This is a genomic window from Enterococcus sp. DIV1421a (assembly GCF_051711025.1).
Lineage (GTDB): Bacteria > Bacillota > Bacilli > Lactobacillales > Enterococcaceae > Enterococcus_B > Enterococcus_B hirae.
The window spans coordinates 2,215,166-2,238,208 of record NZ_JBIOLU010000001.1; the positions used below are offsets into that span (position 1 = coordinate 2,215,166).

16 protein-coding genes and 1 other annotated feature are annotated in these 23,043 nt (G+C 37.0%); of the genes, 2 read left to right on the forward strand and 14 right to left on the reverse strand.

Features of this window, described 5'->3' with window-relative positions; genetic code table 11:
- Positions 1–142 precede the first annotated feature (142 nt).
- Positions 143–1,909 (reverse strand): multidrug efflux ABC transporter subunit EfrB, encoded by a 1,767-nt coding sequence (efrB, locus tag IGK21_RS10045; protein WP_010718720.1) that lies wholly within the window; start codon positions 1,907–1,909, stop codon positions 143–145.
- The gene (gene efrA / locus IGK21_RS10050; RefSeq protein ID WP_010738063.1) at positions 1,906–3,636 is read right to left on the reverse strand and encodes a multidrug efflux ABC transporter subunit EfrA; all 1,731 of its coding nucleotides are present in this window, start codon (positions 3,634–3,636) and stop codon (positions 1,906–1,908) included. The genes efrB and efrA overlap by 4 nt, the downstream gene beginning before the upstream one ends.
- Before the next feature lie 387 nt (positions 3,637–4,023).
- Here efrA and IGK21_RS10055 point away from each other — a divergent pair, with 387 nt between their 5' ends.
- On the forward strand, positions 4,024–4,236 hold the full coding sequence (locus IGK21_RS10055) for a DNA-directed RNA polymerase subunit epsilon (protein WP_010718722.1): 213 nt from the start codon (positions 4,024–4,026) through the stop codon (positions 4,234–4,236).
- Between the two features lies 1 nt (position 4,237).
- Positions 4,238–5,920 (forward strand): ribonuclease J1, encoded by a 1,683-nt coding sequence (gene rnjA / locus IGK21_RS10060; RefSeq protein WP_010718723.1) that lies wholly within the window; start codon positions 4,238–4,240, stop codon positions 5,918–5,920.
- Positions 5,921–6,085: 165 nt separating this feature from the next.
- Here the strand turns inward: rnjA and IGK21_RS10065 are convergent, their stop codons facing one another.
- The 12 genes from IGK21_RS10065 to IGK21_RS10120 all read right to left on the reverse strand — a co-directional run bounded on the left by IGK21_RS10065 (position 6,086) and on the right by IGK21_RS10120 (position 23,037).
- Positions 6,086–6,286, reverse strand: coding sequence for a cold-shock protein (locus tag IGK21_RS10065; protein WP_010718724.1), 201 nt, complete (start codon positions 6,284–6,286; stop codon positions 6,086–6,088).
- A gap of 163 nt (positions 6,287–6,449) precedes the next feature.
- The gene (gene radC / locus IGK21_RS10070) at positions 6,450–7,142 is read right to left on the reverse strand and encodes a RadC family protein (RefSeq protein ID WP_034698946.1); all 693 of its coding nucleotides are present in this window, start codon (positions 7,140–7,142) and stop codon (positions 6,450–6,452) included.
- A 57-nt stretch (positions 7,143–7,199) separates the two neighbouring features.
- Positions 7,200–7,856, reverse strand: coding sequence for an HAD family hydrolase (locus tag IGK21_RS10075; RefSeq protein ID WP_010718726.1), 657 nt, complete (start codon positions 7,854–7,856; stop codon positions 7,200–7,202).
- On the reverse strand, positions 7,846–9,159 hold the full coding sequence (locus tag IGK21_RS10080; RefSeq protein ID WP_010738066.1) for a bifunctional folylpolyglutamate synthase/dihydrofolate synthase: 1,314 nt from the start codon (positions 9,157–9,159) through the stop codon (positions 7,846–7,848). Before IGK21_RS10080 ends, IGK21_RS10075 begins: the two co-directional genes overlap by 11 nt.
- Before the next feature lie 215 nt (positions 9,160–9,374).
- Positions 9,375–12,020 carry a valine--tRNA ligase gene (locus IGK21_RS10085; RefSeq protein WP_010718728.1) on the reverse strand — a complete coding sequence of 882 codons (2,646 nt, stop codon included), beginning with the start codon at positions 12,018–12,020 and terminating at the stop codon, positions 9,375–9,377.
- A gap of 47 nt (positions 12,021–12,067) precedes the next feature.
- Positions 12,068–12,308: a binding site (T-box leader), on the reverse strand.
- A gap of 161 nt (positions 12,309–12,469) precedes the next feature.
- Positions 12,470–15,829, reverse strand: coding sequence for a hypothetical protein (locus IGK21_RS10090; RefSeq protein WP_438719328.1), 3,360 nt, complete (start codon positions 15,827–15,829; stop codon positions 12,470–12,472).
- Positions 15,830–16,253: 424 nt separating this feature from the next.
- A complete protein-coding gene (locus IGK21_RS10095; protein WP_010718730.1) occupies positions 16,254–16,901 on the reverse strand; it encodes a redox-sensing transcriptional repressor Rex in 648 nt (215 codons plus the stop codon).
- A gap of 225 nt (positions 16,902–17,126) precedes the next feature.
- Positions 17,127–18,338 carry a tRNA uracil 4-sulfurtransferase ThiI gene (thiI, locus tag IGK21_RS10100; protein ID WP_010718731.1) on the reverse strand — a complete coding sequence of 404 codons (1,212 nt, stop codon included), beginning with the start codon at positions 18,336–18,338 and terminating at the stop codon, positions 17,127–17,129.
- Positions 18,339–18,356: 18 nt separating this feature from the next.
- Positions 18,357–19,499, reverse strand: a complete 1,143-nt coding sequence (locus tag IGK21_RS10105) for a cysteine desulfurase family protein (RefSeq protein ID WP_010738070.1) — start codon at positions 19,497–19,499, stop codon at positions 18,357–18,359.
- A gap of 159 nt (positions 19,500–19,658) precedes the next feature.
- Positions 19,659–21,380, reverse strand: a complete 1,722-nt coding sequence (locus IGK21_RS10110; protein ID WP_010718733.1) for a septation ring formation regulator EzrA — start codon at positions 21,378–21,380, stop codon at positions 19,659–19,661.
- A gap of 222 nt (positions 21,381–21,602) precedes the next feature.
- Positions 21,603–22,133 (reverse strand): haloacid dehalogenase, encoded by a 531-nt coding sequence (locus IGK21_RS10115; protein ID WP_034698938.1) that lies wholly within the window; start codon positions 22,131–22,133, stop codon positions 21,603–21,605.
- 64 nt (positions 22,134–22,197) lie between these two features.
- Positions 22,198–23,037, reverse strand: a complete 840-nt coding sequence (locus IGK21_RS10120; protein ID WP_034698936.1) for a Cof-type HAD-IIB family hydrolase — start codon at positions 23,035–23,037, stop codon at positions 22,198–22,200.
- Positions 23,038–23,043: the final 6 nt, after the last annotated feature.

The following is a 23,043-nucleotide window of genomic DNA, read 5'->3' on the forward strand; positions in this document are numbered from 1 at the left end:
CTCTTGGTTTAAACGGTGTTCAAGAAGCAACTCCTTGAAATAAGCCTGAATTTTTCAAAACATGAGAAGCTGTTTCAAAAAATTCTTTCTTATTGTCATCAGAGCTACCCGCTTCTTTCACAACCTCTTGGTTTAATCGGTATCAAGCATCAGCAACATCTTCAGCAAATTGGCTATTGTACAGTTTTTCATAGAATCCGCCTTGAGCTAACAGCCCTTCATGCGTTCCTTTTTCGATAATTTGTCCTTGATCCATCACTAAGATCAAATCCGCATCACGAATCGTTGAAAGGCGATGAGCAATAACAAAACTTGTTCGTCCTTCCATTACACGATCCATTGCTTTTTGGATCAATGCTTCTAAACGAGTATCGACAGAACTAGTAGCTTCATCAAGTATCAAGATTTTAGGATCAGAAACCACGGCTCTGGCAATAGTCAATAATTGCTTTTGCCCTAACGAAACATTGTCACCTTCAGCGTTGATTTCCATTTCGTACCCATCAGGCATTGTCCGAATAAAATGATCAACGTTAGCTGTTTTTGCTGCATCAACGACTTCATAATCCGTCGCATCTAATTTACCAAAACGAATATTATCAGCGATTGTCCCTTCATAGAGCCAAGCATCTTGAAGAACCATCCCAAATAATGAGCGGACATCACTACGACTCATCGTTTTAGTATCAATACCATCGATTTTTATTGCCCCATGACTCACATCATAAAAACGCATCAATAAATTAATCAGAGTGGTTTTCCCTGCACCGGTTGGTCCGACTACCGCAACTGTTTGACCAGCTTTTACTTCAAAGTTCAAATCTTGAATCAACGGTTTTTTAGGGTCATAAGCAAAATCAACATGTTCAAATGAAACATTTCCTGCTACTGTTTCTGGTAAAGTGACATCCACTTTATTTTCTTTTTCTTCTGGTTCATCTAAAATCTCAAAGACACGTCTGGTAGCCGCAGATGCACTTTGCAATACAGAAGATAACTGTGTGATATTCCCCATTGGCTGGCTGATTTGCCAAATATATTGGATAAATGCTTGTAATTGCCCCACAACGATGACACCCGTAATGACGTAAAAACTTCCCAATACAGCCATACCGATATAAGTAGCATATGCGGTCAACTGAACTAAGGGCATCATCAATCCAGATATAAAGGCTGCTCTAAATCCATAATGTTTCAATCGATGATTGACTTGTTTGAATCCTTCAAACGTTTTTTGCTCACGTCCATAAACTTTTAACACACTAAAACCAGTCATATTTTCTTGGACATAACCATTTAAATCCCCTAACGAATTTTGCATTTCTTGGAAATATTTTTGCGAAGCATTGATCACACGTTTTGAAATCCAGATAGATGCAGGAATCATGATCATCGAGATCAACGCCATCAATGGCTGGATATAAAACATCATCGCTGCTGCCAGTGTGATCCCTAAAATAGCATTCACCACACCGATAAACGCTTGCTGTAACGCTCCACTGACTGCGTCTACGTCATTCGTCACCCGAGATAAGATATTTCCTTGTTGATTTTTATCAAAATAAGAAACAGGCAATCGATTGATTTTTTCTTCAATATCTCTTCGCAAATCTTGCATTGCACTTTGCACGACATTCGTCATCAAAACACCTGAAAGTAATTGCGAAACACAATAACCAACGCCCACGATCGTGATCCAAATCAAACAATTGAAAATATAAGAAAAATTAATCGCTTCGTTGTTTGCAATATTGTGACTGATCTCAGTAGTTGGCAATCCGACAACGTAGGGTAAAGCAACGTTGAAAATCACCGTCAAAACAGTAAACAACAGCACAAAGAAAAATGTTAACTGATAAGGTTTGATGTATCGAGCTAATCGTTTTAAGGAAGATAATGTTTGTTTCATGCTAATTCCTCCTTCGATAATTGCGAAGCTGCGATATCATAATAGATTGGACAGTTTTCTAATAATTCACGGTGTGTCCCGATACCTACGACTTCTCCCTCATTCAAGACGATGATTTTATCAGCATGCATGATCGTACCCACTCGCTGCGCCACGATTAACACCGTTGATTCGGTCGTTTCTTTTTTCAAGCGAGCCCGAAGTTTTGCATCCGTTTGATAATCAAGTGCCGAGAAGCTGTCATCAAAAATATAGATTTCCGGACGTCGAATAATAGCTCTGGCAATCGCTAAACGCTGCTTTTGTCCTCCAGAGAAATTAGCTCCACCTTCGGAAAGAAGTTCATCATACCCATCCGTTTTCTTCGAAATGAAGTCCGTTGCTTGTGCGATTTCAGCTGCTCGCTCCATCTCCTCTTGCGTAGCATCTTCTTTTCCATATCTTAAATTATCTGCGATCGTCCCAGTAAATAACAATGCTTTTTGAGGAATAAAGCCAATTTTATCTCTTAATTTACTCAAGCGATAGTCCCTGACATCTACGCCATCAATAAGGATTTCCCCATCACTTACATCGTAAAATCGAGGAATCAATTGAATCAACGTTGACTTCCCGCTACCTGTACTACCGATGAATGCGACTGTCTCTCCTGGCGAAGCAGTAAAACTCACATTACGGATCACGGGTTCTTGTGAATGTCCAGGGTAAGCAAATGTCACATTCTTAAACTCAATATATCCTTTGGTTTTTGTTTCAGATACACCATTTGGATCTTCTTTGATCGACGGTGAGGCATCTAATGCTTCTTGGATACGCCCTGCTGAAACAGCTGCCCGTGGATACATCATAAAGACACTTGCAAACAGCATGAAGGAGAATAATGCATGGAAAATATATTCAATAAATGCAATCAGATCCCCCACTTGAAGAGAACCAGCATCGATTTGAACTGCTCCGCTCCAAATGATCAAGACCATTACAATGTTAAACAGGAAGTAGAATCCAGGCTGTGCAACGGCCATTAAACGAAACAAGCTTTTCGAGCTTTTTGTATAGTTATCATTAACTTTCGCAAATCGTTTTTCTTCAAATTTTTCATTAACGAATGCCCGGATAACACGTAATCCTGAAAGATTTTCACGTAAAATACTATTAATCTTATCCAAATTTTTCTGTTGTTTTTTTGATAATGGTTCAGAAAATTTCGCAATCGCAACCACTGAAAGTAGTAAAAACGGTAGAGCTCCGATCACATAATAACTCAATGAAACACTGGTCCGCATAACCATATAAAGACTGACAACAAACATCATCGGTGTCATAAATCCGATCCGTAAGATATTTTGTAAGAACAGCATAATTTGATAAGCGTCGTTCGTCGTACGCGTGATCAACGAAGCAACCCCTAATGTTTCATATTCTTGGTGAGAATAACTTTGGATTTTCTTGAATAGATCGTCACGAATATCCGCAACGATGTTCGTCGTGATCCGTGAACCAAAATAGCCTAATAGAATATTCATAATGATCCCAACCACAGTAATCACGACCATCAAGATCCCTTGTTGTTTTACATAACCAAAATCGTTGTTACGAATCCCGACATCAATCATACGAGCTAAAATCGTTGGTAAGCCTAACTCAATTAAAATAAAACCAAATACGCAGATGAAATTTAATAACAAATATTTCTTATAGCGCATGGTATAGTGCCACATCAACTTCAAACTCTCATCTCCTTTTAATTAGAATAAATTTAGCTATTAATAAAAATAATAGCACACTCCTATAGTATATAGAACACCTCTCTCATCAAAAATTTTTTTTATTACATTTAAATGATAAAAAACATTTTTCCTTTCCACCTTGTTGATTTCTATACTTATCCACTTTTTTATGCTAAAATAGCAATTAACTATTGTATGAATTCATACAGAAGGTACGGTTGAAAAAATTTCCGAACAGAGAAGCAAAACGAGGCTTGTCTCTTTGATTAGAATCGCTCATTTTAATCAAAGCATATCAAAAAACAGGTGGCTTGACCCCTCGTTTTGTGTTGTCTAAAAAATCAACTAGCTAAATTACTGCGACATGCAGATAAAGGAGACATAAACATGATTTACAAAGTATATTATCAAGAATCAAAAATCCGTAATCCTAAACGGGAAGAAACAAAATCACTTTACATTGAAGCAAATAGTGATGTTGACGCACGTCAACAAGTGGAAGAAAATACCCCATACAACATTGAATTCGTTCAACTTCTAGAAGGCAGTCATCTAGAATACGAAAAAGAAAATGCTGAATTCACATTAGTGGAGTTTTAAAATGAAACTTTCCATCAAAAATAATGAGACAGGCGTCTTTGCTATTGGTGGATTAGGTGAAATCGGGAAAAACACGTATGGGGTACAATTCCAAGATGAGATTATCATCATTGATGCTGGAATCAAGTTTCCAGAAGATGATCTGCTTGGGATTGACTACGTAATTCCTGACTACAACTATATCGTTCAAAATATACACAAAGTGAAAGCACTGGTGATCACGCATGGACACGAAGACCATATCGGTGGCATTCCTTATTTGTTGAAACAAGCGAATATCCCTATTTATGCTGGGCCATTAGCGCTTGCACTGATTACCAATAAGTTGGATGAACATGGCTTGCTTAGAGATGCACAATTGCATGAAATCAATGAAGATACCGTGATTCGTTTCAGAAAAACATCGGTCAGCTTTTTTAGAACAACCCATAGTATCCCTGATGCGTTGGGTGTCGTTGTAAAAACACCTTCTGGTAATATCGTTGCAACAGGTGACTTTAAATTTGATTTCACCCCAGTTGGTGAACCTGCTAACCTGCACAAAATGGCACGGATCGGTGAAGAAGGCGTACTCTGCTTGCTATCAGACAGTACAAATGCTGAGATCCCAACATTTACAAAATCAGAAAAAACGATTGGTCTTTCGATCCTAAAGATTTTTGAGAAAATCGAAGGTCGGATCATTTTTGCCAGCTTCGCTTCAAACATTTTCCGTCTACAACAAGCAGCAGATGCAGCGGTTGCTACCGGCAGAAAAATTGCTGTTTTTGGACGCAGTATGGAAAATGCGATCGTTAACGGCCAACGTTTAGGCTATATCAAAGTCCCAGAAGGAACCTTTGTTGATGCACATGAAATCAATCGATTACCTGCGAATGAAACGATGATCTTATGTACTGGTTCTCAAGGTGAACCGATGGCTGCTTTAAGTCGTATTGCTAATGGTACCCATCGCCAAATCCAGATCCAACCAGATGATACCGTCATTTTCTCAAGCTCACCAATTCCTGGGAATACTACCAGCGTCAACCATTTGATCAATTTATTATCTGAAGCTGGTGCAGAAGTCATTCATGGGAAAATCAACAATATCCATACTTCTGGACACGGTGGTCAAGAAGAACAAAAGCTGATGCTTCGTTTGATGAAGCCTAAATACTTTGTTCCAGTCCACGGAGAATTCAGAATGTTGAAGATCCATGCTTCCCTTGCTCAAGATACCGGTGTACCTGCTGAAAATTGCTTTATTATGGAAAATGGAGATGTGTTGGCTTTGACTAGCGAAACCGCTCGTCCAGCCGGACATTTTATTGCCGGTGACGTCTATATCGACGGTAGCGGGATCGGTGACATTGGAAATGTTGTTTTGAGAGACCGTCATTTGTTATCTGAAGAAGGACTAGTTCTGGCAGTTGCTACTGTCGACATCAAAAAGAAAGAAATTTTAGCGGGACCTGATATTTTATCACGTGGCTTTGTTTATATGCGTGAATCAGGTGAGATGATCAATGAGGCGCAACGCATCCTTTTCCATGCATTGCGTGAAGTGTTAAATGCTCCTGATTGCTCTGAACATAAACTGAAAGAAGCCATGACAGGCGCTTTACAACCTTTCTTATTTGAACGAACAGAAAGACATCCAATGATCCTTCCAATGGTGATGACACCTGATGAAGAAAAATAAATGAAAAACTTATAATGGCTGCATGCGCCGACTACCTACATAGATGGGTAAAGTTCGGCGCAGTTGTCCATTATAAGTTTTTTTGTAACAAAAAAGAGCGTAATCACTTACGCTCTTAACATGTTTAAATAGGTGAACAACACTTATTTAGTTTACTCGCTCTACTTAAGCTTTTTCAACATTAGCAGCTTGTGGGCCACGATCTGATTCTTCAACATCAAAAGTCACTGCTTGACCTTCTTCTAAAGTTTTGAATCCGTCACCTTGGATAGCTGAAAAGTGAACAAAAACATCGCTTCCGTCTTCACGTGAAATAAAACCAAATCCTTTTTCAGCGTTGAACCATTTAACTGTTCCGTTTTCCATTAATAATACCCTCCTCGTGCCTAAGCACTTAATTGATTGTAACATTGCTCGCGTACGATAGAGGTGCAACAGATGTTTCAACTTCTATTCCCAAACAAAATTACAATATAATTGTACACTTGGTTCTTTTTTTTTGCAAGAAAGCTACTTCCACTTATTCAATTTATTCCTCTTCCATCAATCCCTCCTCTCTCAGACTAAAATACTGTTTGCATCCAATGATCAAATGATCTAAGACATCGATTCCCATCATCTCCCCACATTTTTGAACTCTTTTAGTAAAAAGCAAGTCTTGTTTAGATGGAAGAACATTCCCCGAGGGATGATTATGAACTAAAATAATTCTCGCTGCAGAATATCGAACAGCATAATGGAACACTTCTCTTGGATGTGCGATCGTTTGATCCAGGGAACCAATAAATAGCGTTTTTTTCAACAATACTTGATTCTTAGTATCCAAATAAATACAAATCAAATGTTCTTGTTTGTGATCCTTTAATTCTATGATTAATTGATGCGCTAATTCATAGCTGGCATGGATCGTGGGTTGTACCGCTACATGCTGTGTTTGGATTCTTTTTCCTAGCTCGATCAGTGCTTTGATTTCAAGAGCCTTAACCTGACCAATTCCTCGTATTTTTTCCAGCTCCGACAGCGTTGCCTGTCTTAACAGTGCAAGTCCACCAAATGTTTTCAACAAATTACCTGCTAGTTCCAAGACATTATAGGGATGCTGTCCCGTGCGTAATAAAATAGCAAGTAATTCTTGATCAGAGAGTGCTTTCTCTCCGTAAAGCAACATTCGCTCCCTTGGAAGTGAGGTTGCTGGCACAGCATCCAGCAAATTTTTTTCCATAAAATCCCCCCTTTCTTCTTCTCACTAATAAGATACGAAAAAAGGGGGGAGCTATTTTTATTTTTTTAGATATCCTGGTACTTCGTGTAGAGAAGATAAAACTGCTAACGTTTTTTGTTGCAAGTCTTCTGAAGGAGCCAACAAATCTGGAATCATAATCACTGGGATCTCCGCACTTGCTGCTGCAAGTATCCCGTTTTTAGAATCTTCCAGAACCAATGTTTCTTGTTTTTTCGTTCCTAGATATTCATGGGCAAGCAAAAAGATTTCTGGATCAGGTTTAGCACGTTTGACATTTTCTGCTGAAACAATCGTTTCAAAATAGTTTGTCAGTTGGTTCTTTTCCAATAATAGCTCAATAATATGACGTTGGTTACTAGAAGCGACAACTTTAGGTATTCGGTGTTCTTCTAAAAAGTCCAGTAATTCGATTACTCCTGGTTTTAATTGCACTGCACCTAAGGAAAACCGTCTGATCGTTTCTTCATAAGCATCATTAATGAATTTTTGGACATTATTTTTCCCAAAACTTGCAAAGATCTGATGATAATTTGCCCAAACCTCTTCATCTGATACACCTAGATATTTCAAATACAATTCTTTGTCGTAAGGAAAGCCCATTTGATCAGCAACCATTTGCGAGGCTTCATAGTAGACGATTTCTGTGTCAAAGAGTAACCCATCCATGTCAAAAATGACAGCTTTATAATTCATTTTTTCCTCCTAACTGTAACAATAGTGTTCGTACTTCAGAAATAAAGTAAAGGGAACCTGTAACCACTAAGACATCTTCATTGGTCATTTTTTCTAATATTTCAGCTAAACCAAATTGCCATAATGAAACAATTGAAACTGTTTCATCTACAAGATCAGTCACGGTGCTTAAATCCAATGCTTTCGGGTGTTCAAACGTCGTTAAATACAAATGCGCATTAGGAACTGCTTTTAATTGGGTTAGCATTGCTTCTACATCTTTTGTACTTAGTGCAGAAAATAAAATATTGATCCGATAATCTTTGAACTCTTTCTTCAAATTTTGAACCAAACGGCTGACTGCATGTGTATTATGAGCGCCATCTAAAATAACAAAAGGTTCTTCACTTAATTTTTCCATTCGTCCAGGCCAGTGCGCTTTTTTCAGCCCTTTGCGAATTTCTTTTTCACTAAATGGTATACCTGTCATCTTGCAGTAAACTTGATATAGTTCAATTGCCATACCAGCATTTTCTGTCTGATGTTGTCCAATCATACCAATCGTAAGCGAGGTCATTTTTCCATGCTCATTATGAAATGAAAATACTTCTCCCCATTGCTCAGCTGGATGTTGATAAGTAACTTGATAGTTTTCGCCAAAAATATGAAGGGGGGCATTTCTTAGTCTAGCCTGTTTTTTGATTACTTCTAAAGCTCTTTCTTCGATATTTCCCGTAACGACAGGCACCCCTTGCTTGATTATTCCTGCTTTTTGGGCAGCAATTTCTTCAATTGTTTCTCCTAAAATATCCGTATGATCCAAGCCAATCGTGGTGATTCCTGTAAGTAATGGTACGGCAACATTTGTTGAGTCTAGTAAACCGCCTAACCCAACTTCAATAATAGCAACGTCGACTTTTTGACACAAAAAATAATCAAATGCCATTGCTGTCAGCGTTTCAAACTCAGTGATTCCGGCAACTGCTTCAAATCGATCCAAATGTTCAACAAGTGGTCGGTATTTTTGTACAAGCTTGATTAAGTCTTGATCTGGAATTTCTTGTCCATTGATCGAGATTCGTTCATTAAAAGATTCAATATACGGCGAAGTAAATGTCCCCACTGTCAGTCCTGCTTCTTCTAGTAGACATCTCAGATACGTAACCGTCGAACCTTTTCCGTTGGTTCCTGCGATATGGATCGTTTTCACCTGTTTTTCTGGATGCCCGACTATCTCTAATAATGCCTCCACTCGATCTAGTCCCGGACGAGAGCCAAATGGCAAGCGGCTATGGATCCAGGCGATTGCTTCTTCTATTTTCATCAACATTTCCCCCATTCCATATTTATTATAGCAAAAAGCAAGCGGAAACACAGGAAAAGACGTAGTGTATGTAAAAGAAGAAGAAATACTGAATAGCCCATTCTGATTCTACTTATTTGTGCTGACGTCTTGCTTTTTACTTAAAAAAAGAGCGGAAATGTTTTTCAACTACTTTCCGCTCTCTTTTGCATTTGTACGATTGTTCGAATGTCAGATTACTGGATTGTTCTTAAGCTGCGGATTCTTTCTGTAACTGCTGCTTGTTTGTCCAAATAATCCTTTTCTTTTGCCCGCTCTGCTTCAACCACTTCTGCTGGCGCATTGGCAACAAAGCGTTCATTGCCTAATTTTCCTTGTACTCGTTTCACTTCATCTGTCCATTTCGCTAGTTCTTTTTCTAACCGTTTGATTTCTTCTTCGATATTGATCAAACCTGCTAATGGTAAGAAAATTTCTGCCCCTGTCAATACAGCTGACATTGCTAGATCAGGCGCAACGATTTCACTTGAGATCGTTAGCTCTTCTGGATTACAGAAACGCTCGATATAGCTGGTATTTTCTGTTAAGAATTGACCGATTTTCGGATCATTGATCTTAATCATTAATGTAATTGGTTTGGATAATGGTGTATTCACTTCAGAACGAATATTACGTACGGAACGAATTAGTTCTTTGAGTACTTCCATCCCTTTTGAAGCTGTTTCATCATTAAATTCCGGATGAACCACCGGATAATCAGCAACTACTAAAGAAGTACCTTGATGTGGGATGTGTTGCCAAATTTCTTCAGTAACAAATGGCATAATTGGATGCAATAGACGTAAAATTTGATCTAACGTATGCACCAAAATACTTTGTGTTGTTTGTTTTGAGACAGCATCATCACCATACAAGACTTCTTTACTCATCTCGATATACCAGTCACAAAAATCATCCCAAATAAAGTTATACAACTGACGCCCAGCTTCCCCAAATTCAAAATGATCAAAGAGTTCAGTAACCTTAGCGATCGTTTCATTTAGACGTGTCAAGATCCAGCGGTCTGCCACAGTTTTCTCGCCAGTTAGCGTAATATCTTCAACTGTCATGCCTTCACTGTTCATAATAACAAAACGTGAAGCATTCCAAATTTTATTAATGAAATTCCAAGCTGCATCCATTTTTTCATAGCTGAAACGGACATCTTGACCAGGTGCTGAACCGTTTGATAAGAACCAACGTAAGGCATCAGCGCCATATTTTTCAATCACTTCCATTGGATCAATGCCGTTTCCAAGAGATTTACTCATTTTACGTCCTTGTTCGTCCCGAATCAACCCATGAATCAAAACATTTTCAAACGGACGACGATCTGTAAATTCTAAGCTTTGGAAAATCATTCGACTAACCCAGAAGAAGATAATGTCGTAGCCAGTTACTAATGTGCTTGTTGGGAAATAGCGTTGATAATCAGCACTATTTTCATCTGGCCATCCCATCGTTGAAAAAGGCCATAATGCTGAACTAAACCAAGTATCTAATACATCTGGATCTTGTACCCACTCTTCACTATTTTCTGGAGCTTCCATCCCTACATACATTTCACCCGTTTCTTTATGGTACCAAGCCGGGATTTGGTGTCCCCACCACAATTGACGAGAGATAACCCAATCGTGAACATTTTCCATCCAACGTAAAAATGTTTGATTAAAACGTGGTGGGAAAAATTCAACTGCATCATCAGTCTCTTGATTTTTCATTGCTTTCTCAGCTAATGGAGCCATTTTAACAAACCATTGTGTGGACAAGCGTGGTTCAATGACTACTCCCGTACGTTCTGAATGCCCAACATTATGGATCATTTTTTCAATTTTGATCAATCGTCCGATTTCCTTCAAATCAGAGACAATCGCTTTACGTGCTTCGAAACGATCCATACCTGCATATTTTCCAGCTAAGTCATTCATCGTTCCATTTTCGTTCATCACATTTACACGTGGCAGATCATGACGGTTACCTACCTCAAAGTCATTTGGATCATGCGCAGGTGTAATTTTCACTACGCCTGTTCCAAATTCCATATCAACATACGTATCTGCAATAATCGGAATTTCTTTATTTACTAATGGTAAAATTACTTTTTTGCCGATCAACGCTTGATAACGCTCGTCTTCTGGGTGTACAGCAATCGCTGTGTCACCCAACATAGTTTCTGGACGAGTCGTTGCAATTTCCACTACACCCGAACCATCAGCCAGTTCATAGCTCATGTGGTAGAAAGCACCTTCAATCTCTTTGTGGATCACTTCGATATCCGATAAAGCAGTGCGTGCTTGTGGGTCCCAGTTAATAATGTATTCACCACGGTAAATCAAGCCTTTTTCATAAAGTGTCACGAATACTTTACGAACAGCTTCTGACAAGCCATCGTCTAGTGTAAAACGTTCACGACTATAATCGAGAGATAAGCCCATTTTTGCCCATTGTTCACGGATATGGCTTGCATACTCTTCTTTCCATTCCCATACTTGATCCACAAATTTTTCACGTCCTAAGTCATAACGCGAAATTCCTTGTTGACGAAGCTTTTCTTCTACTTTTGCCTGTGTAGCGATCCCAGCATGGTCCATCCCAGGTAACCATAAGGTATCAAAGCCTTGCATCCGTTTTTGACGAATCAGCATGTCTTGTAAAGTCGTATCCCAGGCATGTCCTAAGTGAAGTTTTCCTGTGACATTTGGTGGGGGGATTACGATTGAATAGGGTTTTGCTTTCTGATCGCCACTTGGTTTGAACAAATCTTGTTCCAACCATTTTTCATAACGGCCAGCTTCAACTTCTTGCGGATTGTATTTTGTTGATAGATTTTTTTCTTCCGTCATACTGATGTCCTCCTTAAAAATAAAAAAAGTCCTAAAATACTTTCGTATTTTAGGACGTATTGATTTACGCGGTACCACCTAATTTGTAGCAGTTTCCTACTACCTCTCATGTGAGTTAACGATCACGACTCGTTTATCTCTAGGTTTTATCGGTTTGCTGTACACGATAAAGGGTTCAAGATAAAAACTCCCAAGCTACCTTCACTAGTCTCTCCTAAGAACGTCCCACCATCTCGTTCTCTCTCTAAAAGGCTGTAACTAGTTACTCCTCTTGATCAACGTCATGCCTCATTTTACAATGGTTCAATTTTAAAGTCAATAAAAGACGGTAAGAATCGTATTTCCCAAAATAGTACCTCTTTAGGCTTATGATTCGCCTATTATAAAGAATTGACTAAACAATAAGCAGTAGTGACAATGTTTGCTTATTCAGAACGTGACTGTTCAAATTAATTTTTTAACTCTCTTACAGAAGACTGATTTTTTCCTGCTTCCTTCATCTCATTTAGATTATTAGCCTTATTTGTAGACTGATTCATTCGCTCCTCTAGTGTTTGAATTTTTATTACAGGGTGACTATTAGCCGTTTGAGGTGATTTATTTGTTAGAGATTGATCCCTGATTTCCTTGGGAATTGGTGTTGGTTGAATACCAGCGGACTTCTCTTGATTTAGACTATCAGCCACATTTGTAGACTGATTCATTTGCTCCTCGAATGTTTGATTTTTTATTACAAGGGGCGTTTTGGTTTGTTTATCTGTTAGAGAGTGATTACTGATTCCGAGAGGTGTTAATGTTGGTTCAATACCTTCAGACTTTTCTTTAGGTTGTTCCTTTTTTCTCTCTGGTTCCTTTACTGAATTACTTATTAGAGACTGATTACTTGTTCCCTGAGGCATTGGAGTTGGTTCAACATCTATATTCAGTTCTTTAAGTTGCTTCATTTCCTGTCTATGTGAGTGTAATTTCTCGAAACTCTCAACTAGTCTTTTAATTTTCCATCGATTCTGTTGGTATTCTGAGTCTTTATTAAGATACCCTGCCGTGTATTTAGGATTTATATTTTTAAATACACCAGATGAATATACCAAGAAAGACAAAACAACCTGGGAACAACAATGCTCATCCTTGATTAGTAATTCTTCAATCTGTCGATTCACATCAGACACTAATAGGTTTTTCGGACTTACGTAAGTATTTATAAACTGCTTAATCTTATCGCTTTCCTGTTGCCACCACTCCCTTTCGAATGGAGTCAGCACCTTATTAAGATTTTTAAAATATTTATTATTGTTACTCTCAACTTCATTAATCGTTACCTTCTTAAGATCAACAGAAACTAAAGGAATTTGTTTGCTACAATCGTCAATGACACTTTTTAATTTGGGATATGTATGTATAAAATGTTGTATCTCTTTTTTTTGATTAAGGATATTTGAAAATTGCTCCTCTATACTAAGTCGATCATCTCTAAATTCGTACACCTCAATCACACTATATTTCATTTGTTTTTTAATTTCTTCTTTTTTATTATTTAAATCTTTTTGAAACGTCTCAATTACTTTATTGACTCTGACTTGTTTTGTATTTTTTTTATTTTTTATCTTCAATAAACTATTTTTAATCTTATTTATTACAACTTGGGATTCATTTTGCCGCTTTTTTTCATCCATTGATAAACATTTTTCCGTCCAATTGATGACATCCGATTCAGTAAAATTAATATTTTGTGAACGAAGTGCTTCTTTAATTGATTGAAGGAGAGACTCAGCTTGTGAAAGGTCCTTGGTTTCCTTTAATAGTCCTTCTCCGTCATCCCCAAACCTTTTTTTTAAATCAGTTACATCACTTGAATTTCCCCATTCTCTACTCATTACAGAATAAATGACTGTTGATAAAGTCTCTCCCTCCTTTTTTTGCTGGAGTGCTTCTTCGATTTTTGGAAGTATTTCTTTTTTTGTCTGATAATCTTGTAATAGATTTAATGCTTTTTCCCTATCCGAACGATTCGAACAATCAATTCCTTCTTCACTTAGTGTATGATTAATCGTTTCCAGTATTATAGGAAAAAGGTAATCTACTTTTTGTTTTTTTAAATCTTTTCTTACTTCCCCCACTATATCAAGACCTTTTATTTTATCAATAGGGGCAAGTATTATAGTTTGTGCTTTTTCTCCCATTTCCATGCTTATTGCGGATATTCTTAAGATCACTTCTTTTTCATTCAAAATTTTGTTTGTTTGAATCTTATCCTCTTCATTTAAATAAGTGCTTAATTGATTATTGACTTGTTCAAAGTTTTTTTCCGTCCAGTTTGGGTAATTAACTTTTAACTGAAGCATAATCGTTGCGATCTGCTCGGGTTTTAATTGTTTGAGATAGTCATTGTTCTCCAGTTTATTATCAATTGATCGAAGTCCATTCATGTGTCGCTGATTTTCGATTTCACTCAGATCTTTTTTCATCATTTCCGATAAGGAACTATTTTTTTTTGCTTCTGTCTCCTTTAATTCTTCTTTAAATGCCTGAACTGTTTCAAATTTGTGCCATTGATTTTCACCAAAAACAAGTCTCCCTAGATAGGATAACTGTTTTTTTGACTCTGGAGAATTCAATAATCTATAGAATCTATCAAATCGGTCTATTTTTGCCCCACTATTCAATAAATCTTCTAATTGATTCCCTAAATCTGATCGATTTTCTTTTTTTAGTTTTTCGATGATACTTTTTTTATAAAATTCTAAACGGTCCGTTTCTTTGAAGGAAGTATTGACATGTTGCCTAACAGACTCTTTTACTAATGTGGACTGAGACTCAACATAAATTTGTGTCATCACCTCAACTGTTCCTTGTTCTTCTACTCTTAATATTTCATCATATTTTACAGCCAACTCTGGGGTTACTTCTTTAGCAATCAAATAAACGAGCTCTTGATCAAGGATTCTTTTTTTTGTGATTATGGTACTTTCTTTTAAATTTATTTTTTTAAAATATGGAATGCTATTACCAATAAACGGCGAATCACTATGATTTGTAGCTATAGAAATATATGTTTTTTTTTCAGCTTCTGATAAATTCTTTCTTTGGAGAAGTTTAGAAATTATTTTATCATCTCTCAAAAAGTCAAAAAACCATTTATACTCATTATTCTTAGAAGATCTATTCATCGTTTCAAAAAATCCATCAATTACGATTTCTCTACATCCTTCTTCATAATCTAGCTCCATATTGACTAATTGTTGATAGTTTACACTGCCCTCGTTTAATAGTTCAAATGTACGAGCTAAAATATCCTCTTTGACTTTAGCTGAGTCCATGCCATATTGTAATTCTATACATATCTCTTTAATTTTTTTCTCGATTTCATCTGTCGATAATTTTATTTTATTAATACTAAACAAAACATTCTCATGAAAAAATTTCTCACCATCCACAGATAAACTATTAGTTAAAGATGTTAATAAGTTGAGCTGTTCTGTCAGATTTCTAGTTGGAACCATTAGAAGATCAAAAAGATGAATCTGATTTATTACATTATCAGAATTTTGTTGAAAATAGAGACAAGATTCCACGATCTCTCTCGTTATTACTCTCTCTTGTTTTAGCATCATTATCAGCTCATCAAGAGTTTCAAATCTGTTAATTGCCGTCCCCCCCCTTAATGTATCCAGTAATTGCTGATAGTCTGCAGTTATTTTGTAAGGGAATTTATTCAACACTGCTTTCATTTGGTGGTATCCTTCACTTGTTTTGTCCGAAAACCGCTCCATTTCCATAAGAATTGTATTTTTTACCTTCTCTTGATTCATTTTTACCATCCTTTACATTTTTTTCGTTATAGCATCCGTGGCTTGTCTGTTTTGCTAGACATTCATATCTAGCCTAAATCATAAGAATTAAGGATTGTTCCTTTTATGTACATTCAATCAAATCTTAAACTTCATTAGTATTTTTTACTCCAACTTGTTTCATAACCGCCTCCTTCAGGTTAACTTTTTTCTTACAACAGTGATTCTATCCATTGCATTCATCTTTATTACTGTCATTCACTCCTAAAAAAAGGTTTCTTCTTTCAAAAAAACCAGTTATTTTATAATCCCTGCACACGATGATACAATGAACTGAAAGCTATTATATCAGTATTATGATTGTAAACAAACAAAAATAGATATAAACATGCGTTATAAAAAAACGCTTAGAAACATTGGCTCTAAGCGCTAAAACTATGGATTGTCATAAAAAAACTTCTGAATATTTCTCATTAAAAAATATAAGCGTTTGCAATTCTGTCGTCAAATCAATGTATTGAATATTCACATGTTTGGGTACGATCACTCGGTCAGGAGCAAAGTTTAAGATCGCTGATACGCCACCTTTCACAATTTCATCGATTGCTGACTGGGAGTGTTTACTTGGAACCGTTGAAATCGCAACTGTTACTTTTTCTTTTTTGACGATTTCGCCAAACTGTTCGATTGGATAAATAAATTGACCATCGATTTCTTGGTTGACGATTTTAGGGTCATTGTCAAATACACAGACGATATTCAAATTTTCATTTCTTCTAAAATTATTGTGCTTTAAAGCTTTCCCTAGATTCCCATACCCAACTAAGGCAATTCGTTTTTCCTCTTCCGTCTTTAAGATCCGATCAAATACTTCGATCAGATAAGGCACTTCATAACCATAGCCACTGCGCCCCAACTCCCCTAAATATGAAAAATCTCTACGGATCGACGCAGAAGGTACTTGGGTGATTTGACTAAATTCATTTGATTTAATCCGCTTCACACCTGAATCATTGAGCATTTTTAAATAACGTAAATATAAAGGTAGTCTTTTAGCTGTTGCTTTTGGTAAAACCGCTATTTTTTCTCCCATCTTCAAACTCCTTTGTTAATTTCTTCACATAGTCAGTTTATCATTTATCCTCTCTTAGAGCAACAGTAGGGAACATAAAAAAGAGTCTGGGATTGATCCCAGACTCTTAAATAAGTGTAAGAACAAATAAAAAGTAATGTTTTTAAAGTATGTTTTATTAAACATAAAAAAACGGTTCAATCTACTTTCTTATTCTTGTCAAAGCTCACGATAATTTCAAGACTCTTATAACAAATCAGCAAATTCTTCTACTTGTTCAGCTTCGGTAGCTGTATGGATCGTTTCCATTTTTAAACCAGAAAGAGCTCGTTCGATCATTTCTTCGATTGGTAAACGTTCTTCGTATTGATGAACTTTATCAAGTCGTGGTCGGGTCTTTGGTTGAGGTGGGGCAAAAATCGTACAGCAATCTTCAAATGGTTGGACTGAAAGCTCAAAGGTATCGATTTGTTCAGCTACTTCAATGATTTCTAATTTATCCATCGTAGCAACTGGACGAATGATAGGCGTATTCGTTACTTCATTGATAGCAACCATGCTTTGTAAGGTCTGCGAAGCTACTTGTCCTAAAGACTCCCCATTAAGGATAATCAACCCATGGCGTAATCGGCGGATCTCATCCGTTAATCGCAGCATCATCCGTCGAGTAATCGTCATCCAGTACCCTTGCGGAATGTTTTTCTTGATTTCTTCTTGGATCTCAGTAAACGGTACCTCGATAAACTCGATTTTACCGACATAAGGAGTCAATTTTGCTGTTAAATCTTTTGCTTTTTGTAATGCTTGCTCACTCGTGTAAGGTGGACTAGCAAAGTGGACCGCTTCAATTTCGACACCACGCTTCATGGCAAAATAACCAGCCACAGGTGAATCGATTCCACCAGACAACATCAACATGCCTTTACCACTCGTTCCCACTGGCAATCCGCCTGCTCCTTTAATCGTTTCATAGGATAGGTAAGCAGCATCTCGACGGATTTCTACCCGTAGTGGAATATCTGGTTTGCGCATTTGTGCTTCTATATCAGGGAAGATATCTACCACCGCATTTCCTAACGTTTGATTTAATTCATTACTTGTTAATTCAAAGTCGTGGTCACTACGTTTCGCAATAATTTTAAAGGTTTCTTTTCCTGTATAGACTTCTTTCATGATAGCTTGAACTGCATCTTTTAACTTTTGAACATCTTTTTCGATTCGAATACTTGGTGAGAAATTTTGGATACCGAAAATTTTAGCCAATTTAGGTATAACTAATGCACTATCAGCACCATTTAACAGTAGGTGCATCCGGTCACGATCAGCATGGATCTTGATTTCGGGGAAATCACTCAATGCTTGACGAACATTTTGAGCAAGTTGCATAATAAAACTTTTACGGTTTTTTCCTTTTGTTGACAGTTCACCATAGCGGACCATGATTTCACTATATTTCACAAAAACACTCCTTATTGATTAATTGATGGTTGAAAATTTCTTATATAATTGTTTAAAAATGATCATAAATTGTTCTACTTCTGCCATAGAATTACTTTCATCTAAACTAATGCGAACAGCTGACGTAGCTAAATCATCAGGCACATGCATGGCATGCAACGTGCTACTTGCAAGGTGTTTACGAGAAGAACAAGCACTAGTTGTAGAAATAAATATTTGTTTTTCTTCTAACGCATGAACAAGGACTTCTCCTCGAATCCCTTTGAGTGAAAAACATAAGATATGTGGTGCATAATCTTCTCCCTCTGAAAAAATAGTCACTTTTTCATAGGCTTTCAAAGCGTTGATCAATGCCTCTTTTAAATGTTTGGTGTGATCTGGCTTTTGAAGTTTTCGATCCAATGCAATTCGTAAGGCTTTCGCCATTGCGACAATCGCAGGAACATTTTCTGTTCCACTTCGTTGATTTTTTTCTTGGCCACCACCATTAAGAAGCGGTGCTAAACGTCGTCCCTTCTTCCAATAAATAAAACCTATACCACGTGGTCCATGAAATTTATGAGCTGAAAACGTCGCAAAATCAACTCTTTCGGTCAGCCATTCAGATAAAGAAACTTTTCCGATTGCTTGCACAGCATCCACATGAAAATGGATTTTAGGGTATTCTTTTAGCAACTCACTAATTTCTAAAATTGGTTGGATTGATCCAATTTCGTTATTGACTGCCATGATTGAAACCAATACTGTGTCTTTACGAATTAGTTTCTTCAATTCATCAACAATGACAAATCCTTGATTATTTACTGGCGCTATACTAACTTCTACCCCTAGAGATTTAAGTTGTTCAGCTGTTTCACTTACAGCAGGATGTTCTATCCCAGAGATGATCATGTGGTTTCCATATTCACGTTTTTCAATCATCGTCCCTTTAAGTACCCAATTATCGCCTTCTGTCCCACCAGAAGTAAAATAAATTTCATCTGGAGTAACAGTGATCAGCTCAGCAATTTGTTTTCTAGCTTGTTGTAACAAACGGTTTGCTTGATTGCCTAAATCATGCAAACTTGACGGATTCCCAATAATCCGCTGACTTGTCTTTATATAGGCATCTAAACTTTGCGGAAAGATTGGGGTTGTCGCACTATTATCAAAATATATCATAAGAAACCCCTCTTTTTTGAAATTCTTTACTATTATAACGGTTGTCCCAATTGCTTTCAAGAGGAGGTTGTTTTTTCAGAAAGTTTCGTGTAATTGAACACGCAAAAAGACAACACTTGGTGGATTGACCAGTGTTGCCTTTTTAGTTAGTTAGTTTTATTAAACTAAATCAGGATTCTTAAAATAAAAATCTTCAATTCGCTTGAAAGCACCAGGTTCAACACGTTCGAGTGCTGTACCGATCTCATCCAGAGCTTCTTGATAATGATGTTCCTTATTGAATAAGTAATAACTTTTATCAATTGCTTCTCTGATTTCTTCATGTGTGTGGCGATAACGATTTGCATACTGTAGCATTTGTTCTGTCAGTGCTGCAGCATCCACTAAATCATGCGTTTTCTTATCAAGTAAGTCTAAATCTTCTTCACATAACGTAACTAAGCGATTGACTTCTTCCATATTGACTCTGATTTTATTTAGCACGATACTTAGCTCTTCAATCCGATCAGTTGCCACAAAGAAAAATTCTAAATAATCATTTGGTAGACCAGGCAAACGTTGTTGTTCCACAAAACGTTTTAAATTACGCAATTTAAATTCGAAAGTATCGATTTTTTCTTGCGCTTCTTTTTCACCTTTTCTTAACTCGTGTAGTGAGTCATCGATTTCAACTTGTTGGTTTTCGATATCTTCTAAAACTTTGAATACTTTTTTATAGAAAGTCCGTACTTCAGAATATGGTAACAAGTGTTGCTGGATTTGTGGTTTCATCTGTTCGTTTTGACGTTCGATTTCTTCCACTTCTGTTTGGAATCCGCGTACTCGACCAATTTCATTATGATTCAACGCATAACTTTGAGCAGTATGATCTAACTCAATCAATAATTGACGATTGTTTTTTGTGGCATGTTTGATGTATTGTTCAATGGTTGCTTGATTGGTTGTGACATAATTTTGGGCTTCCATTTCCCGCTCTAGAATGTCGTAGAGCGAATCAATCATACTAGCAGTTTCACGATTCTCGAATTCAACCGTTTCAACTTCTGTTTTTTCAAGATTTGCTAATGAACTTTCAATACGATGGCTTACTTTTTCAATCTCACCAACAAGATCTTCTTCTGGGAAAACATATTGTTCCTGCATCAATTTTTCATAAGTTTGCTGGATTTCTTCCAGTTGTTCTGGGAAAGTAGTGTTCAAATCTTCAAATAGCGGCGGAACTTTTTTCATCAAAGCTTCAACTTCATACGTATGTTTTTCTGCTTTATCCAAAACTTCTCGAGCTTCAACAGGATCACCTGAAGTATTCAATGCAACAAATTGCGTGAATTCATTTTCGATCATCTTGACTTGCTTTTGTAATTCAGGAAACGCAGGACCGTATTCTTGCTCATCTTCTCTGATTGTTTCTTTCAGTTCTTCATAGACATCCAAAGCTTGCTGAACCGCTAGTGAATTACGTTCTTCTGTTTCACGTAACTCTTTTAGTCCATCACGAATCTCAGAAACTTTCTTTTCCATTTGGTCCATGGTTTTTTCTGCTTCGATCACAGCTTTTTTACCTTTTAAAAATCGGAAACTCTCATTAAGATTTTCTACTTCAAAAATTTGACTTTCTAACTCAGCAAACGAGGAAGTGGATATGTCATTCCATTTTTGACTCCATTCACGAAAGGTATTTTGGCTTTGCCCCACCAGATGCATTTTTTTAACATCATCGACTTCTTCAATCACAGGCAAGTCGAATAATTCTTCCTTGCGCTTTTCCAAGGCGTCCAATCGATCTTGGTTTTTTTTCTTCATATAGTAACTAACCAAAAAGACGACTAGGGCGACTATAATGATTGCTATGACGATTCCGATGATAACATTATTTCCCATTTAAGGTACCTCCGTTTTCAATATGCATCTATTTTTTATGCTTAGTTAAATAATTTGTGTGCATAAAACAATAAATACGTCTTCCGTGCAAAAGACATCTATTGTAAATTATAACACACAATTTTTAAGCATTCACTAACTTCATCGAAAATCTTTTATTCCTACCTAGAAAATAGCATAACCAGTATGAAACGCCGGTTTATTTTGGTTTGTTTCGTCCATTCAAGACTGTTTCTTTCGAGTCGCTTGGGCGATTTGCCGTTGAATTTCTTTGGCGATCTTAGGTTCAGGGGCACACTGCTCTTCCCAGTTATCAGGTTTTAATACCTTATTCGTGACCGGATGATAATGTGGTTTACCATCTGGGAATAATTTCCCCATGTTTGCTTGGTGAACGATCTCAAATATCTTCGTAGGATCAACACCCAATAATGAAAAAGAACCATAAGTAAAATATAAAAGATCGGTTAAAGCATCGACTTGCTCGATCAAAGGTGCTTGTCCCCATTCTTTTTTAGTCAACATTTTTTGTTCTGCTTTCTCTAATGCTTCGTGAAGAGCTGTTACTCCTTCGTGTAATTGTTCCTGATCTCCCTGACAATTGGCCGCAATCAATTCGACTAATTCTTCGATTTTAAATTCTGCACGATAAATGGCTGCTTGTTTCGAAAATGCAGTCGGTACATCAGGTGAACGAGGGTCAAAAATTTTATGAAACTCTTCTACTTGTTGAAAGGGTGTTTTCTCAGACATCTTTTTCTACCTTCTTTTCTTACTTCTCTTAACATTTTAACTGAAGTCTAGTCTATCAACTGTTTTAGTAAATCAAACCATAATGCTTCAGTCCTTGATAAATTCCGTCTTTTTCATTGGTATCAGTCACATAATCAGCAGCTTGCTTAACTTCTTTTTGAGCATTCCCCATAGCAACCCCGATTCCGACACCTTCCAGCATCTCAATGTCGTTATAATGATCACCAAATGCCATGATCTCGGTCATTTCGATCCCCATGTCTTTGGCAAAGGCTGCAATTCCTGAAAGCTTTGAACCACCTTTTGGAATGATATCAACGGTATACGCATTGGACCGTTGAAAGCTGCACTCCGGAAACCGCTCTTCTAATTTTTCTTGTTCTGATTCCTGACTCAATAAAATACATTGGTAAATTGGCTCATCAAGAATCTCCAGTGCCTCATATCGCTTTTTCTGTCGATGTGGGCTAAAAATTTGCAGTCCTTTTTTCATCAATCGAACGGGAAATTTTTTTGGTAATAAACTAACTAAACGTTTGATCAAAATCGACTGTCCTAATAGCATCGTGGTCGAACCAGCTAGTTGATCTCTTCCACCAAAAATGATCTGGCGATGGTTCTTATCAGCATATTCCACGATCTTACTTAAAACGACTTGATCAAATGGTTGATCTACAATCGTTCGTTCGGCAGTAAATACCAATTGTCCATTATAGACAACATACATATCTAATTCCAATTCATCAATCACTTCTTTGATTTTAACTGGACTCCGCCCAGTTGCTACACCACACAATATCCCATTTTTTCTAGCATAGCTAATCGCACGTTTAGTCGAAGCAAGTGCTTTTGAACGGTCGTTGACTAATGTGCCATCAATATCAAAAAAAATTGCTTTGATCATTCAACG